This is a genomic window from Pukyongiella litopenaei (assembly GCF_003008555.2).
Lineage (GTDB): Bacteria > Pseudomonadota > Alphaproteobacteria > Rhodobacterales > Rhodobacteraceae > Pukyongiella > Pukyongiella litopenaei.
Genome location: NZ_CP027665.1, coordinates 3,496,477 through 3,512,151, shown reverse-complemented (window position 1 = coordinate 3,512,151; position 15,675 = coordinate 3,496,477). Strand labels below are relative to the sequence as shown.

Sequence of the window (15,675 nt, the reverse complement as noted above, 5' to 3'; positions counted from 1 at the left end):
ATCAAAAGGTAAAACCGACCCGATGCCCGCCTCCGAATCCGCCCCCGTCGTTACCCGTATCGCCCCGTCACCCACCGGTTACATGCATATAGGAACGGCGCGAACGGCGTTGTTCAACTGGCTCTATGCACGCGGGCGCGGCGGCAGGTTCCTGCTGCGCATCGAGGATACGGACCGCACCCGGTCCACTCCCGAGGCCACCGCGGCGATCCTGCAGGGGCTCGCATGGCTGGGGCTGGATCACGACGGCGAGGTGGTCAGCCAGTTCGAACGCAGCGACCGCCACGCCGAGGTGGCCCACCAGCTGCTGGCCGAAGGCAAGGCCTACAAGTGCTTTTCGACCCAGGACGAGATCGCCGCCTTTCGCGATGCCGCCCGCGCCGAGGGCCGCAGCACCCTGTTTCGCAGCCCCTGGCGCGATGCCGACCCGTCCACCCATCCCGATGCCCCCCATGCGATCCGCATCAAGGCCCCGCAGGACGGCACAACGGTCATCCGCGACCGGGTGCAGGGCGATGTGACCATCCGCAACGACCAGCTCGATGACATGATCCTGTTACGTTCGGACGGCACACCGGTCTACATGCTCGCGGTTGTTGTGGATGACCATGACATGGGCGTGACCCATGTGATCCGCGGCGACGACCATCTCAACAACGCGGCGCGGCAGATGATGATCTATGACGCGATGGGATGGGACGTGCCGGTCTGGGCGCATATCCCGCTGATTCACGGCCCCGACGGCAAGAAGATGTCCAAGCGGCACGGCGCCACGGGTGTCGATGAATACCAGAAGATGGGCTATCCGGCCGCCGGGATGCGCAACTACCTGACCCGGCTCGGCTGGAGCCATGGCGATGACGAGTATTTCACCGACGAACAGGCCCGCGACTGGTTCGACCTGGACGGAATCGGCAAGAGCCCGGCACGGTTCGACGTCAAGAAGCTCGAGAATCTCTGTGGCCGCCACATTGCCGATGCCGAAGACGCCGCGCTGCAGCAAGAGATCGGCGCCTACCTGGCCGCGACCGGGCAACCCGCCTTGACCACGCGGCAGGCGCAACGGCTGGCCGATGCGATGTATTGCCTCAAGGACCGGGCGCGGACCTTTCCAGAACTTCTTGAAAAGGCTCACTTTGCCCTGACGGATCGCCCGATCGAGCCGGATGGGAAGGCGCAACAGGCCCTGCAAACGGTATCCGACGGTATACTGTCAGAATTGACGCCGCGCCTGCAAACTGCTAGCTGGACGCGGGACGATCTGGACGCCACGCTCGGGGCCTTTGCCGAGGAGAAAGGCACCAAGTTCGGTAAGCTGGCCGGCCCGTTGCGGGCCGCGCTGGCAGGCCGCGCGGTAACGCCGTCGGTCTTCGACATGATGCTGGTGCTGGGTCGCGACGAAACCGTGGCCCGGCTGCAGGATGCGGCAGCGCGCGCCGAACGGTCCTGAACGGGGGCCTGCTGCATATGAAAACGGGCGGATCATGCCCCGCGCGCCGGCCGGGTGCCGGCGGATGGGCCCCGTCCGAGGATGGATTGAGGCGAGACAGAGGAAGGGAAAGATGACTGACAGCAAGAAAACCGCAACGCTGAGCTTTGACGGCAAGAGCTATGACCTGCCGATCTTCTCGCCCACCGCCGGACCGGATGTGATCGACATCCGCAAGCTCTATGGCACCGCGGGCGTGTTCACCTACGATCCCGGCTTTACCTCGACCGCCAGCTGCGACAGCACCATCACCTATATCGACGGTGAAAAGGGCGAATTGCTGCACCGCGGCTATCCGATCGACCAGCTGGCATCGAAATCTCACTTCCTCGAAGTGTGCTTCCTGCTGCTCTATGGCTACCTGCCGACCGCGACCGAGCTGGAGAGCTTCGAATCCACGATCACGCACCACACCATGGTGCATGAGCAGATGATCAATTTCTTCCGCGGGTTCCGCCGGGATGCGCATCCGATGGCGATCATGGTGGGCGTCGTCGGCGCGATGTCGGCCTTCTACCACGACAGCACCGACATCAACGACCCGCGTCAGCGCGAGGTCGCGTCGCACCGGCTGATCGCGAAAATGCCGACCATCGCCGCGATGGCCTATAAATACACCATCGGCCAGCCCTTCGTTTATCCGCGCAACGACATCGACTATGCGTCGAACTTCCTGCGCATGTGCTTTGCCGTGCCCTGCGAGGAATACGAGGTCAATCCGATCCTAGCCCGCGCCATGGACCGGATCTTCACGCTGCATGCCGATCACGAACAAAATGCCTCGACCTCGACGGTGCGGCTGGCCTCGTCCTCGGGCGCCAACCCGTTCGCCTGTATCGCCGCCGGTATCGCCTGCCTGTGGGGACCGGCCCATGGCGGCGCCAACCAGGCGTGTCTCGAGATGCTGGAGGAAATCGGCACCGTCGACCGCATTCCCGAATACATCGAACGCGCCAAGGACAAGAACGATCCGTTCCGCCTGATGGGCTTTGGCCACCGGGTCTACAAGAATTTCGACCCGCGCGCGAAGGTGATGAAGCAATCCGCCGACGAGGTGCTGGACCTGCTGGGGATCGAGGACAACCCCAAGCTGCAGGTGGCCAAGGAACTAGAAAAGCAGGCGCTGAGCGATCCCTATTTCGAGGACAAGAAGCTGTTCCCGAACGTGGATTTCTATTCCGGCATCATCCTCGAGGCGATGGGCTTCCCGACCTCGATGTTCACCCCGATCTTCGCCCTGTCACGGACCGTCGGCTGGATCAGCCAGTGGAAGGAAATGATCGCCGATCCACAAAACAAGATCGGCCGCCCGCGCCAGCTCTACCTCGGCGAGACCCTGCGCGACTACGTCGACATCGAAAACCGCTGAGACCGGCGGCACGGCGGGCCACGCTGTACCGCCCCGCATCACCACCAACGGGGCGCCCCAATCAGGCGCCCCGTCCTGTTTGCCCCCTGCCCGCTCCTTCCAGAACACGATAGGTCATCGTGGAGCGGCACGGCGCATAAGGAATGACAAGGCGGCAAAGCATGCGTCCATGCCGCCACCGGCCCGGATTTCGAGAAATAAGGTGGTGCCCCCACACGGACTCGAACCGCGGACCTACTGATTACAAATCAGTTGCTCTACCAGCTGAGCTATAGGGGCGCGGGGCGTTCATAGGCTCAAGGCAGGTTTGTGTAAAGCCAAGAAACGACCTTCATACGGCCGCTTCCGCGCGGGCGGTTTCAAGGTGTTCATCCGGAAAGCCACCGGCCCGATCTGACAGGCGAGCGCGGCCCTGCGGCAACCGGATGCCGGGACGGATCGCAGCTTTGTCACGAGATGCCCCGTCTGGCCTTCATGCCCCGGCGCGGGCAGGGCCACGCGCGGCCCTATGTGGTCTCGACCACCATCAGTTCGCGCTCGGAGGCGCCCCACGCATGGCTCAGCGCTTCCTGATATTCGGGGCTGTTGTAGCAGTCGACCGCCGCCTCGACGGACGGAAACGTCGCGACGACATTGCGCGGGCGCTCCTTGCCTTCGAGCTGCACGAAACGTCCCCCCCGCGCGATGAATTCCCCGCCATGCTTGGCGATCGCCGGACCGGCCAGTTCGGCATATTTTCCATAGGCTTCCGCGTCCGTCACGGTCACATGCGCAATCCAGAGTGCAGCCATCTCAACCTCCCAATACCTGTTCCGCCGCCTTGATCGCGGCATCCGCGTTGGCCACGTCGCGGCCCCCGCCCTGCGCCATGTCGGGGCGGCCACCGCCCCCCTTGCCGCCGAGAACGGCCACCGCCGCGCGGACCATGTCCACCGCAGACACGGTGCCGGTCAGATCGTCGGTCACCCCCGCGGCCACCGCGGCCTTGCCGCCGGCATCGGCAATCAGCAGCACCACGCCCGATCCCAGCCGGGATTTGTGTTCGTCGATCAGCGCGGGAAGATCCTTGCCGGTCACCCCGCTGAGCACCTGCGCCAGCAGCGGTACGCCGTTGATGTCGCGGGCCTCGGGAGCCGCCGCACCACCGCCCGACATCGCCAGATCGCGCCGCAGCTGCGCCATCTCGTTGGTCAGTTCGCGGATCTTGGCCTGATCGGCCCGCAGCCGGTCCAGCAGCCGGTCGGGCGTGGTCTTGAACTCACCCTGCACCGCATCGAGCATGGCGCGCAGGCCCGCCAGGTGGTCATGGGCCCCGGTGCCGGTCAGCGCCTCGATCCGGCGGACCCCGGCGCTGCTGGCGCTGTCGCCCAAGAGCACGAACTCCCCGATATCGCCGGTGCGCCGGACATGGGTGCCACCGCACAGTTCCAGCGAATAGGTGTCGCCATCGGCGCCCTTGCCGGACCCATCCAGACGGCCCATCGAAACGACGCGCACCTCGTCGCCGTATTTCTCGCCAAAGAGCGCCTGCGCCCCCAGCGCCCGGGCGTCGTCCGGGGTCATGATCCGGGTTTCCACCGGGCTGTTCTGGCGGATGAACTCGTTCACCTCGGATTCGACCCGCCCCAGTTCGTCACCCGTCAGCGCCCTGGTATGGCTGAAATCGAACCGCAGCCGGTCGGCATCGTTGAGCGACCCGCGCTGGGCCACATGATCGCCCAGGGCGCGGCGCAGCGCCTCGTGCAGAAGATGGGTGGCCGAGTGGTTGGCCCGGATCGCTGTGCGGCGGGTGTGATCGACCTCCAGCACCGCCGCCTCTCCGCAGGCGATGGTGCCCTCGGTCACCTCGGCGATATGGACGAACACCCCGGCGGTCTTGCGGGTGTCGGTCACGCGGGCGACACCGCCGGCGGTGCGGATAATGCCGCTGTCGCCGACCTGGCCGCCTGCCTCGGCATAGAACGGGGTCTGGTTCAGCGCGATCTGCACGCCGCTGCCGGCCTCGGCGGTGTCGGTTTCGGCACCATCCCTGACCAGCGCGACCACCTGGCCTTCGGCGGTTTCGGTGTCGTAGCCGAGGAAATCGGTCGCGCCATGTTCGGCCGCGACATCGAACCAGATCGTGGCATCCGCGGCTTCGCCCGATCCGGCCCAGGCGGCGCGCGCCTTGGCCTTCTGTTCGGCCATGGCGGCGTCGAACCCGTCCGTGTCCACGGTGCGGTCCCGTTCGCGCAGCGCATCCTGGGTAAGATCGAGCGGGAACCCATAGGTGTCGTAGAGCTTGAACGCCGCCGCGCCCGGCAGCGGCGCACCGTCGGGCAGCGTTGCCAGCTCGTCGTCCAGCAGCTTCAGCCCCCGCTCGAGCGTCGCCTTGAACCGGGTCTCCTCCAGTTTCAGGGTTTCCTCGATCAGCGCCTGTGCCCGGCCCAGTTCGGGATAGGCCGCGCCCATTTTTCCGACCAGCGCGGGGACCAGCCGGTGCATCAGCGGATCGCCTGCCCCCAACAGATGCGCATGCCGCATCGCCCGGCGCATGATCCGGCGCAGCACATAGCCGCGCCCGTCATTGGCCGGCATCACCCCGTCGGCCATCAGGAACGAGGTCGAGCGCAGATGATCGGCAATCACCCGGTGATGGGTCTTGCCCGGCCCGTCCGGGTCGGTGGATGTCGCCTCGGCGCTGGCCTCGATCAGGCTGCGCATCAGGTCGGTGTCGTAATTGTCGTGCTTGCCCTGCAGCAGCGCGCCGATCCGCTCCAGCCCCATGCCGGTGTCGATCGATTGCATGTCCAGTTCGACCATCGAGCCGTCTTCGAACTGTTCGTTCTGCATGAAGACGAGGTTCCATATCTCGATGAACCGGTCGCCATCCTCTTCGGCGCTTCCCGGCGGGCCGCCCCAGATCTCCGGCCCGTGGTCAAAGAAGATCTCGGTGCAGGGGCCGCAGGGGCCGGTCGGCCCCATCTGCCAGAAATTGTCGCTCGTCGCGATGCGGATGATCCGCTCCTCGGGCACGCCAACCTTTTTCCAGATGTCGAAGGCCTCGTCATCGGTGTGGTAGACCGTCGTCCACAGCCGGTTGGCGTCGATATCGAAATCGCGGGTGATCAGTTCCCAGGCGAACCGGATCGCGTCATCCTTGAAATAGTCGCCAAAACTGAAATTGCCCAGCATTTCAAAGAACGTGTGGTGACGCGCGGTATAGCCCACATTGTCGAGATCGTTGTGTTTTCCGCCTGCCCGCACGCATTTCTGCGCCGTGGTGGCGCGTTTGTAGTCGCGCGTCTCGATGCCGGTGAACAGGTTCTTGAACTGAACCATCCCCGAATTGGTGAACATCAGCGTGGGATCGTTGCGCGGCACCAGCGGGCTCGAGTCCACGATCTCGTGGCCCTGCCGGGCAAAGTAGTTCAGGAAGGTGGTTCGGATCTCGTTCAGCGTTGGCATCGGCTTCTCTCGGCACGCAGGGATTGCGGGTTCGCGCAGGTTTAGCCCCGCGCCCGCCCCGTGTCCACAGCACCCGAACCGAAACGGGACGCCCGATCCGGGCGCCCCGTGCAACTGGTTTCCACGCCCCGAACGGGGGCCGGTATTTCCGGCCGTTCGGTCAGGCTTCCAGCACGTCGTCGCCATCCAGTTCGGGCGGCATGTCAAAGTCGAGCCCGTGGGCGGCGCGGATCTTGTCCTCGATCTCGAGCGCGACGCGGGCATGTTCGCGCAGGTAGGACTTGGCGTTCTCGCGCCCCTGCCCGATCCGTTCGTCGCCATAGCTGAACCAGGACCCGGATTTCTCGACCACGCCGGCCTTGACGCCGAGATCGAGCAATTCACCCATCTTCGAGATGCCTTCGCCATACATGATGTCGAATTCCACTTGCTTGAAGGGCGGCGCGACCTTGTTCTTGACCACCTTGACGCGGGTGGCGTTGCCGACCACCTCGTCGCGATCCTTGATCGCGCCGATGCGGCGGATGTCGAGCCGCACCGAGGAATAGAACTTCAGCGCGTTGCCGCCGGTGGTGGTTTCGGGGCTGCCGAACATGACCCCGATCTTCATGCGGATCTGGTTGATGAAGATCACCATGCAGTTCGACCGGCTGATCGACCCGGTGAGCTTGCGCATGGCCTGGCTCATCAGCCGGGCATGGACGCCGACGCTGCTGTCGCCCATGTCGCCTTCGAGTTCGGATTTCGGCGTCAGGGCCGCAACCGAATCCACCACGACCATGTTCACCGCGCCGGACCGGACCAGCGTATCGGTGATTTCCAGCGCCTGTTCACCAGTATCCGGCTGGCTGATCAGCAACTCGTCCAGATCGACGCCCAGCTTGCGCGCATATTGCGGGTCCAGCGCGTGCTCGGCATCGACAAAGGCGCAGACACCGCCGCGTTTCTGCTGCTCGGCGATGCAATGCAGCGTCAGCGTGGTCTTGCCCGAGCTTTCCGGCCCGTAGATCTCGACGATGCGGCCCATCGGCAAACCGCCGATCCCCAGCGCGATATCGAGCCCCAGCGACCCGGTCGAACTGGCCGCGATTTCCTGCAGGGCGTTGTCGCCGCCCAGCTTCATGATCGACCCCTTGCCGAATTGCCGTTCGATCTGCGCCAGCGCGCTGTCGAGCGCTTTTTGCCGGTCGGTGTTTTTCTTGCCGTCCATAGTCAGAAGATCCGCCATCGTCCCGTTGTCCTCCTTATTGTCATGCCCGTTCTGGCACGGCAACCGCTGCTTTGTTCGCCTCTTGTTCCTTATGAGATCAAAAAGAGAACATTTCAATCGGAATTTCGCCTTATCTTACCTTTTCGCAATTGTGTTAAGAAGGCGTATACGCCAGCCTGCCCCGGACCCAGACGCAGGAACTCGACGGATATGCTTGTTTTCTTTAAGGAACGTCTCGTGTTTCTCGCCGTGCCCAAGACCGGGAGCACGGCCTATCAATCCGCCCTGCGCGACCGCGCCGATATCGTCGTGGCCAACCCGCCCGAGCTGAAACACGCGCCGCTCTACCGCTACAACCGGTTTTTCCGGCCGATGTTCGAAAAGGTGTGCAACGCGGAGATGGAAACGCTGGCGGTCATGCGCGAGCCCGTGGACTGGCTCGGCAGCTGGTTCAGGTATCGCCGCCGTCCCTGCATGCGCGGCCATCCCAACGCCACCCACGATATCAGCTTTGACGATTTCGTGCGGGGTTACCTGCGCGGAAACCGGCCCGGTTTCGCCGATGTTGGCAGCCAGGCCACGTTCCTGGAACCGCGCCCGAACGGCACCTCGATCACCCATCTGTTCCGCTACGAAACCCCTGCCGCCCTGACCGATTTCCTGCAGCAACGGCTGGGGATGCCGGTGCAGACGGGGCGCGAAAACGTATCGCCCGAGATGCCGGTCACCTTGTCGCCGGGGGTCGAGAAACGGCTGCGGCAGAAATGCGCGCGGGAGTTCGAGCTTTACGACCGGATCGGCTGACCCGGCGCAGATCCGGCCAGCCTAGTGAAGCTGTTGATGAACCGTGTCCGTCAACTGGTTCAGGGAAAACGGTTTTGGCAGGAACACCGAGTTCGGAACCGCGGGCTGCGTGTCGCCGAATGCGCCTTCCGCATAGCCGGAAACGAACACGACCCGCACATCCGGTCGCGTCTTCAGCGCCTCGCGCACCCAGCTCGGCCCGTCCATGCCCGGCATCACCACATCGGTGACAAAGACATCCACGTCCAGTTCGGGATCTTCCAGCGTGCGCAGCGCATCTTCGGCCGATTCGGCCTCGATCACCGTGTAGCCCCGCAGCCGCAACGCGCGCGACGCAAACGCCCGCACCGGCGCTTCGTCCTCGACCAGCAGCACGACGCCTTCGCCATGCGGCGAAATGGCCGGCGCGGCCGGTGCCGGCGCGGTTACCTCGGCATCGGGTTCACCGTCGAACACCGGAATGTAGAGCGTGAATTCGGTGCCGCGCCCCACCACGCTGTCGACGAAGATATAGCCGCCGGTCTGCTTGATGATGCCATAGGCGGTGGACAGGCCCAGCCCGGTCCCCTCGCCCACGCGCTTGGTGGTATAGAAGGGTTCGAACACTTTCTGCAGCTTGTCCGGGGCGATGCCGACCCCGTCGTCGCTGACCCGCACGCAGACATAATCGCCCGGCGGCACCTGGGCGCGGTCGCGGTCCAGCGGGTCATCGAGCCGCACGGCCTCGGTCGAAACCCGGATCTCGCCGCCATCGGGCATCGCGTCGCGGGCGTTGACGACGAGGTTCAGCAGCACCTGTTCCAGCTGCCGCTTGTCGGCCCGGATCGGGCGCAGCACCGGATCGTGGCTCAGGCTCAGGGTGATCCGCTCACCGACGAGACGATTCAGCAGATGGGTCAGGTCCGACAGCGTCTCGCGCAGGTCGAGCATCTCGGGGCGCAGGGTCTGCTTGCGGGAAAACGCCAGCAACTGGCCGACCAGTGCGGCGGCGCGGTTTGCATTCTGGTTGATCTGCACGAGGTCGCCGTAGTCCTGGTCGCCCTGGTCATGGCGCAGCAGCAACAGGTCGCAATGGCCCGAGATCGCGGTCAGCAGGTTGTTGAAATCATGCGCCACGCCGCCGGCCAGCTGGCCGATCGCCTGCATTTTCTGGCTCTGCACGAACTGCGCTTCGAGCGTCTTGAGTTCGGTGGCATCGTTCAGAACCGCGATGACCTCGGCGCCGTTGCCGTCGGCCACCCGGCTGAGCGTGACCTGGACGAACACCTCGCGGTCACGCCGCGTCAGCCGCAGGAATTCCGATTGCTGCTGTTTCCGGCCCTCGGCGGTGTCCTTCAGCCAGTCGCAAACCGGCCGCCCGAGCCCCTGCATCACCTGGCCGATCCCGGTATCGGGACCGATCTCGACACCCAGCAGGGTCTTGGCCAGGTCATTCGCCTTCAGGATCCGGCCGGAGGCCTCGATCCGCAGCATTGGCACCGGCAAGGTTTCGAAATCCGGCCCCGCTCCCGCCGCCAGGTCCTCGGCCACCGGCAGGATGAACAGCTCGCGCCGCCCCCTGCCCGGTTCTGGTTCGTGAACGATCACCGGAACCGTTCCGTCCGCCGCGCTCAGCCGCATGACCCCGCCCGGCGTCACCTCGCCATCCGCGAACAGCCGGTCGAGCGATTTCACGCGCCGCCCGGCGAGCGCCCGCGCCGCATCGTTCATGTAGAGGACCGCGCCGGCACGCCCGACGGTGATCATCGGGATCGACAGCAGATCTGCCCCCGGTTCACCCGGACGGTCGGCGATCTGTTCGATCCGCCACAGCAACCGGCCATGCCCGATCCGATGCACATGCAGGCGGACATGGTCGCGGCGGCTGAGAAAATCCTCATGCGCGGCCCCGTCCCGCCGGGCGCGGGATTGAAGCCGCAGGATGATCGCCGCCGGTTCCGCGCACAGCCCGCGCAACGTTCCGGCCAGGGTTTCCGACGCATCGTCGCCGAACCGGGTCACGGCGGCGGCATTGCGCATCTCGATCACACCGTCGGCATCGGTCACGAAACCCGGCATCGCATCGCGTGCGATCAGCCCCACCACGGCGCGGCCGGCGCTGAACCTCGTCAGACCCGCGATCCAGCCCACGGCGGCATGGCCCAGTGCGACCAACGCCATGGTCGCGGCGGCGGCAAACGCCATGATGCGCGGAAGCCCCGGCGGAGCCAACAGCAGCGCGTAGCCCAGCCCCAGCATCGCCACCACCAGTATCACCAGCACCCTGCTGCTGACAGCCGCCTGCGCGGTATCGGTCTGCGAAATCTGGCGGCCTGTCACAGGGCCTCTCCATTCCCGAATTACGGCGGCATGGTTCGACGGGATGTGTTAAGCTACCGTCAACGCCTGATAATAATCTTCAGGTTGTGTAGATACACACATACTATCCTGTCAAGTGAGAAGAAAAAAACCCGTCCGTGCCATGTTGAACCGGCCACGATCTCGACGCGACCTGCCGCCAGCCGGGATGCGCGCGCAGGAAATGCGCGACGGATTGCGCGTTTTCGTCATCGAGGATGGAACAGGTGGCATAGGCCAACAGCCCGCCGGGCACGAGACAGGCCGACGCGCGATGCAGGATGTCGCGCTGGATCCCGGTCAGTTCGGCCAGCCGGGCCTCGGTCAGCGCCCACTTGCCCTCGGGCGACCGGCGCCAGGACCCGCTGCCCGAACAGGGCGCGTCGCACAGCACCAGGTCGAACGGCCCCAGGCCCGCCAGATCCTGCGTCGCCGCCAGCGTGATCTGCGCCCCGGCCCTGTCGGCACGGGCGGGAAGATCGCGCATCCGGTCGGGCGAGGCATCATGGGCGACGATCTCGACCGCCGCACGCGCCGCCATCGCCAGCGCCTTGCCGCCCCCGCCGGCACAATAGTCCAGCACCCGCATCCCCGGTTTCAGCGGCAGCAGGTCGACGACCGCCTGGCTGGCCGCGTCCTGCAATTCGACCCGGCCGTCGAGATAGGCCCGCGCGTTGCGCAGGCGGCGGGCGCCGTCGGTCACTTCGAGCGCGGTGGGCGACGCGGGATGTGGCCGGGTCGCGATGCCGTCATCCGCCAGGGCGTGCCGGGCCGCGTCGCGATCGCAGCGGGCCAGGTTCACGCGCAGATGCACCGGTGCGCGGTTCTGCAAGGCCCGACCGGCGGCGTCGGCCTCGCCGCCCAGGCTTGCCACCAGGCGCGGCCAGAGCCAGTCGGGCATATCGCAGCGCTCCTGCGGTGTGCGCGGGTCGCGCCCGCCGGCCCGTTCCGCATCGCTCAGCGCCGCCGGGGCGTGGCCGCCCGCACCGAACACCGCGTCCGGGTCGCCGCCCGCCGCGCGTATCGCGCCCAGCATCAGGGCGCGCCCGCCCGATCCGCCGCCAAGCGCCGCATAGGACCGCCGCCGCCGCAGCGCGTCGAACACATGGTCGCGCACGGCGGCGCGATCCCCGGAACCGGCGAACCGGCTGCGCCGCGCCCAACCGGTCAGCGCCTGTTCGGCCGCCCGGCCCGCCCCGATACCGTCAAGGATCTCGATTGCCGCCTGCACGCGGGCCGCCGGGGTCATCGGCGGCTCACATTATCCGGTAGTTCGGGCTTTCGCGGGTGATCTGCACGTCATGCACATGGCTTTCCTTCAGCCCCGCACCGGTGATCTTCACGAACTGGCAGTTGCGGCGCATCTCATCCACCGTGGCGCAGCCGGTATAGCCCATCGCCGCACGCAGCCCGCCGACGAGCTGATGGATCACCGCCCCGGCGCTGCCCTTGTAGGGCACCTGCCCCTCGATGCCCTCGGGCACCAGCTTGTCGCTGGCGGCATCCTTCTGGAAATACCGGTCCGCCGAGCCGCGCGCCATCGCGCCCAGGCTGCCCATGCCGCGATAGGATTTGAAGCTGCGGCCCTGGTAGAGGATCACCTCGCCCGGGCTTTCATCGGTGCCCGCGATCATCGACCCGACCATGGCGCAGGAGGCCCCCGCCGCGATCGCCTTGGCGAAATCGCCCGAATACTTGATGCCGCCGTCGGCGATCACCGGCACGTCGCCCGCAGCGGCGGCGCAATCCATGATCGCGGTCAGCTGCGGCACGCCCACGCCGGCGACCATCCGGGTCGTGCAGATCGAACCCGGCCCGATGCCCACCTTGACCGCGTCGGCGCCGGCGTCGATCAGCGCCCTGGTGGCCTCGGCGGTGGCGACGTTGCCGGCCACGATCTGGACCTCGTTCGACAACGACTTGGCCCGTTCGACCGCGCGCGCCACGCCGTCGGAATGACCATGCGCCGTGTCGATCACGATCATGTCCGCGCCCGCCTCGACCAGCGCCTGCGCCCGTTCGAACCCGGCATCGCCCACGGTCGAGGCCGCGCCCACGCGCAGGCGCCCCAGCCGGTCCTTGCAGGCGGTCGGGTTCAGCACCGCCTGTTCTGTATCCTTCAGCGTCAGCAACCCGGTCAGCTTGCCGCCCGCATCGGTGACCAGCAGCTTTTCGATCCGGCGCGCCTTCATCAGGCTGATCGCCTCGTCCCGGTCCGCCGGTTCGCGCAGCACCGCCAGGTTGTCCGAAGTCATCATCACGCTGACGGGCGTGGCGTCATCGCTGGCGAACCGCATGTCACGGTTGGTGACGATGCCGACCACCCGGCCATCGCCATCGACCACCGGGAACCCGGTGACGTTGTAGCGGTCCTGCAGGGCCTTGGCATCCACCAGCGTCTGATCGGCGGTCAGGGTGATCGGATTGTAGACGATCCCGCTCTCGAATCGTTTCACCCTGCGGATTTCGCGGGCCTGTTCGTCGATGCTCAGGTTGCGATGCACGATACCCATGCCACCGGCCTGGGCCATGGCGATGGCCATGCGGGCTTCGGTCACGGTGTCCATGGCGCTGGACAGCAGCGGGATGTTCATCGCGATGTCGCGGGTCACCCGTGTCGCCGTATTGGCCGTCGCGGGCAGCACCGACGATGCCGCCGGAACTAGAAGAACATCGTCGAAGGTGAGCGCCTCGCGAATCTGCATACCAGCATCTCCAAGCCGAATTCGTTTGGCGGTTTCCTATCTCACGGGGCGCGGGAAAAGGAAAGGCCGGAAGCGCGCCCTGCCGCCCGTCATCCCGCGGGTCGGCAATTCACCCGAACGTTGCGGGCCGCGGCGTGGAATTTCGCGCACAGCGACGTTTGGCGGCCACAAACCGACGCAAGCCGTCTTTCGCTTCCCGCGCATCAGCCTATGGTGGCGGCGAACCGAAGAAAGGCCGGCCCGCCATGACCACCGATCCCCTTGTCGTCTTTACCCCGTCCGGCAAACGCGGGCGTTTCCCGGTCGGCACGCCGGTGCTGACCGCCGCGCGCCAGCTGGGCGTCGATCTCGATTCGGTCTGCGGCGGGCGCGGCATCTGTTCCAAATGCCAGATCACGCCGTCCCATGGCGAGTTCCCCAAGCACGGGATCACCGTGCGCGAGGACGCACTGAGCGACTGGAACGCCGTCGAACAGAGATATGACGACAAGCGCGGCCTGAAACCGGGGCGCCGGCTGGGATGCCAGGCGACCGTGCAAGGCGATGTCGTGATCGACGTGCCGCCCGAAAGCCAGGTCCACCGGCAGGTGGTGCGCAAGGCCGCCACCGCCCGCGCCATCACCATGGACCCGGCAACCCGGCTGTATTTCGTCGAGGTGGACGAACCCGACATGCATTCGCCCACCGGCGACCTGGAACGGCTGGCCCGGGCGCTGAAGGACCAGTGGGACATCGACGCGGTGACGGCGGACCTGTCGCTGCTGGCCAAGCTGCAACCGGTGCTGCGCAAGGGCAAGTGGCAGGTCACCGTGGCGCTCTATCGCGATCACCACGGCGGCGCGGCGCGGATCGTCGAGATCTGGCCCGGCCTGCACGAAAGCGGTCTCTTCGGGCTGGCCATCGACCTCGGCTCGACCACCATCGCCGGGCATCTGACCGATCTCGACACCGGCGTGGTGGTGGCGTCATCGGGGCTGATGAACCCGCAGATCCGGTTCGGCGAGGACCTTATGAGCCGGGTCAGCTATTCGATGATGAACCCCGGCGGCGATGCCGAGATGACCGCCGCGGTCCGGGGCGCGCTGAACGATCTCGCCGCGTCGATCGCCGCCGAGGCCGATATCGACCCGGCCCTGATCGTCGAGACGGTTTTCGTCTGCAACCCGGTCATGCACCACCTGCTGCTGGGGTTCGATCCGGTCGAACTGGGCCAGGCCCCGTTTGCGCTGGCCACCTCCGAGAGCCTATCGCTGCCGGCGCGGGACCTGGGGCTGGACGCGATCAACCCGCGCGCGCGCACCTATATCCTGCCCTGCATCGCGGGTCATGTCGGCGCCGATTGCGCCGCCGTGGCGCTGAGCGAGGAACCGGGAAAATCCGATGACCTGGTGCTGATCGTCGATGTGGGCACCAATGCCGAGCTGCTGCTGGGCGACAAGAGCCGGGTGCTGGCCTGTTCGTCGCCCACCGGCCCGGCCTTCGAGGGCGCGCAGATCTCCTCCGGCCAGCGCGCGGCACCCGGCGCGATCGAGCGGATCGAGATCGACCCGGCCACCCGGACCCCGCGGTTCCGCGTGATCGGGTCCGAGCTCTGGTCCGACGAGCCCGGTTTCGACGATGCCATCGCCACCACCGGCGTCACCGGCATCTGCGGGTCGGGCATCATCGAGGCGGTGGCCGAGATGCGCATGGCCGGATTGCTGGACGAAAGCGGGCTGATCGGCTCGGCCGAACAGACCGGCACCTGGCGCTGCCGGCCCGAGGGGCGGACCCACGCCTACCTGATCCATGACGCCACCGAAACGGGCGGGCCGCGCATTACCGTCACCCAGGGCGATATCCGCGCCATCCAGCTCGCGAAATCCGCGCTCTATGCCGGGGCGCGGCTGCTGATGGACAACATGAATGTCGACAGGGTGGATCGCGTGGTGCTGGCCGGGGCTTTCGGGGCCCATATCTCGACCAGGCACGCCATGGTGCTGGGCATGATCCCAGATGCCCCGCTGGACAAGGTGACCAGCGCCGGCAATGCGGCCGGAACCGGCGCCCGGATCGCCCTGTGCAACATCGGCGCGCGCGCCGAGATCGAACGGGTGGTGCGGGACATCACCAAGGTCGAAACCGCGATCGAGCCCAAGTTCCAGGATCATTTCGTCGCCGCCAACGCGATCCCGCACAAGACCGACCCGTTCCCGGAACTGGCCAAGGTGGTGACGCTGCCGTCGCCCGCGTTCAACGCGGGCGGAGACGCGGGCGCCACCGGGGGCCGCCGCCGGCGCCGGCGCGGCTGACACCCGCGCCGGCCTGCGGCGCG

Annotated in this window: 10 protein-coding genes and 1 tRNA gene; 4 read left to right on the top strand and 7 right to left on the bottom strand. The window is 66.4% G+C overall.

The features are described 5' to 3' along the window. Positions 1-22: 22 nt before the first annotated feature. Both gltX and gltA read left to right on the top strand, forming a co-directional pair. Positions 23-1,450 (top strand): glutamate--tRNA ligase, encoded by a 1,428-nt coding sequence (gene gltX / locus C6Y53_RS17200; protein WP_106473562.1) that lies wholly within the window; start codon positions 23-25, stop codon positions 1,448-1,450. Positions 1,451-1,562: 112 nt separating this feature from the next. Next, positions 1,563-2,858, top strand: coding sequence for a citrate synthase (gene gltA, locus C6Y53_RS17195; protein WP_106473561.1), 1,296 nt, complete (start codon positions 1,563-1,565; stop codon positions 2,856-2,858). Between the two features lie 203 nt (positions 2,859-3,061). On the opposite strand, the gene C6Y53_RS17190 is transcribed toward gltA, so the two are convergent. From C6Y53_RS17190 to recA, 4 genes are all read right to left on the bottom strand, one after another. Next, a tRNA-Thr gene (locus tag C6Y53_RS17190) sits at positions 3,062-3,137 on the bottom strand. 227 nt (positions 3,138-3,364) lie between these two features. Further along, on the bottom strand, positions 3,365-3,649 hold the full coding sequence (locus C6Y53_RS17185; protein ID WP_106473560.1) for a DUF1330 domain-containing protein: 285 nt from the start codon (positions 3,647-3,649) through the stop codon (positions 3,365-3,367). A gap of 1 nt (position 3,650) precedes the next feature. Beyond that, entirely contained in the window at positions 3,651-6,305 is a 2,655-nt protein-coding gene (gene alaS / locus C6Y53_RS17180; protein ID WP_106473559.1) for an alanine--tRNA ligase, read from the bottom strand. A gap of 160 nt (positions 6,306-6,465) precedes the next feature. Further along, positions 6,466-7,533, bottom strand: a complete 1,068-nt coding sequence (recA, locus tag C6Y53_RS17175; RefSeq protein ID WP_106474168.1) for a recombinase RecA — start codon at positions 7,531-7,533, stop codon at positions 6,466-6,468. A gap of 192 nt (positions 7,534-7,725) precedes the next feature. Between recA and C6Y53_RS17170 the strand changes: the two genes are divergently transcribed. Then, complete coding sequence (locus C6Y53_RS17170; protein WP_106473558.1) at positions 7,726-8,319, top strand: sulfotransferase family 2 domain-containing protein; 594 nt, start codon at positions 7,726-7,728, stop codon at positions 8,317-8,319. A 21-nt stretch (positions 8,320-8,340) separates the two neighbouring features. Here C6Y53_RS17170 and C6Y53_RS17165 read toward each other — a convergent pair whose 3' ends face one another. The 3 genes from C6Y53_RS17165 to guaB all read right to left on the bottom strand — a co-directional run bounded on the left by C6Y53_RS17165 (position 8,341) and on the right by guaB (position 13,361). Continuing rightward, the gene (locus C6Y53_RS17165) at positions 8,341-10,557 is read right to left on the bottom strand and encodes an ATP-binding response regulator (RefSeq protein WP_106474167.1); all 2,217 of its coding nucleotides are present in this window, start codon (positions 10,555-10,557) and stop codon (positions 8,341-8,343) included. A 184-nt stretch (positions 10,558-10,741) separates the two neighbouring features. Beyond that, positions 10,742-11,905, bottom strand: a complete 1,164-nt coding sequence (locus C6Y53_RS17160) for an RsmB/NOP family class I SAM-dependent RNA methyltransferase (RefSeq protein ID WP_106473557.1) — start codon at positions 11,903-11,905, stop codon at positions 10,742-10,744. Positions 11,906-11,912: 7 nt separating this feature from the next. Beyond that, complete coding sequence (gene guaB, locus C6Y53_RS17155; RefSeq protein WP_106473556.1) at positions 11,913-13,361, bottom strand: IMP dehydrogenase; 1,449 nt, start codon at positions 13,359-13,361, stop codon at positions 11,913-11,915. A gap of 245 nt (positions 13,362-13,606) precedes the next feature. On the opposite strand from guaB, the gene C6Y53_RS17150 reads away from it, so the two are divergent. Then, positions 13,607-15,652, top strand: a complete 2,046-nt coding sequence (locus C6Y53_RS17150; protein WP_106473555.1) for an ASKHA domain-containing protein — start codon at positions 13,607-13,609, stop codon at positions 15,650-15,652. Positions 15,653-15,675 lie beyond the last annotated feature (23 nt).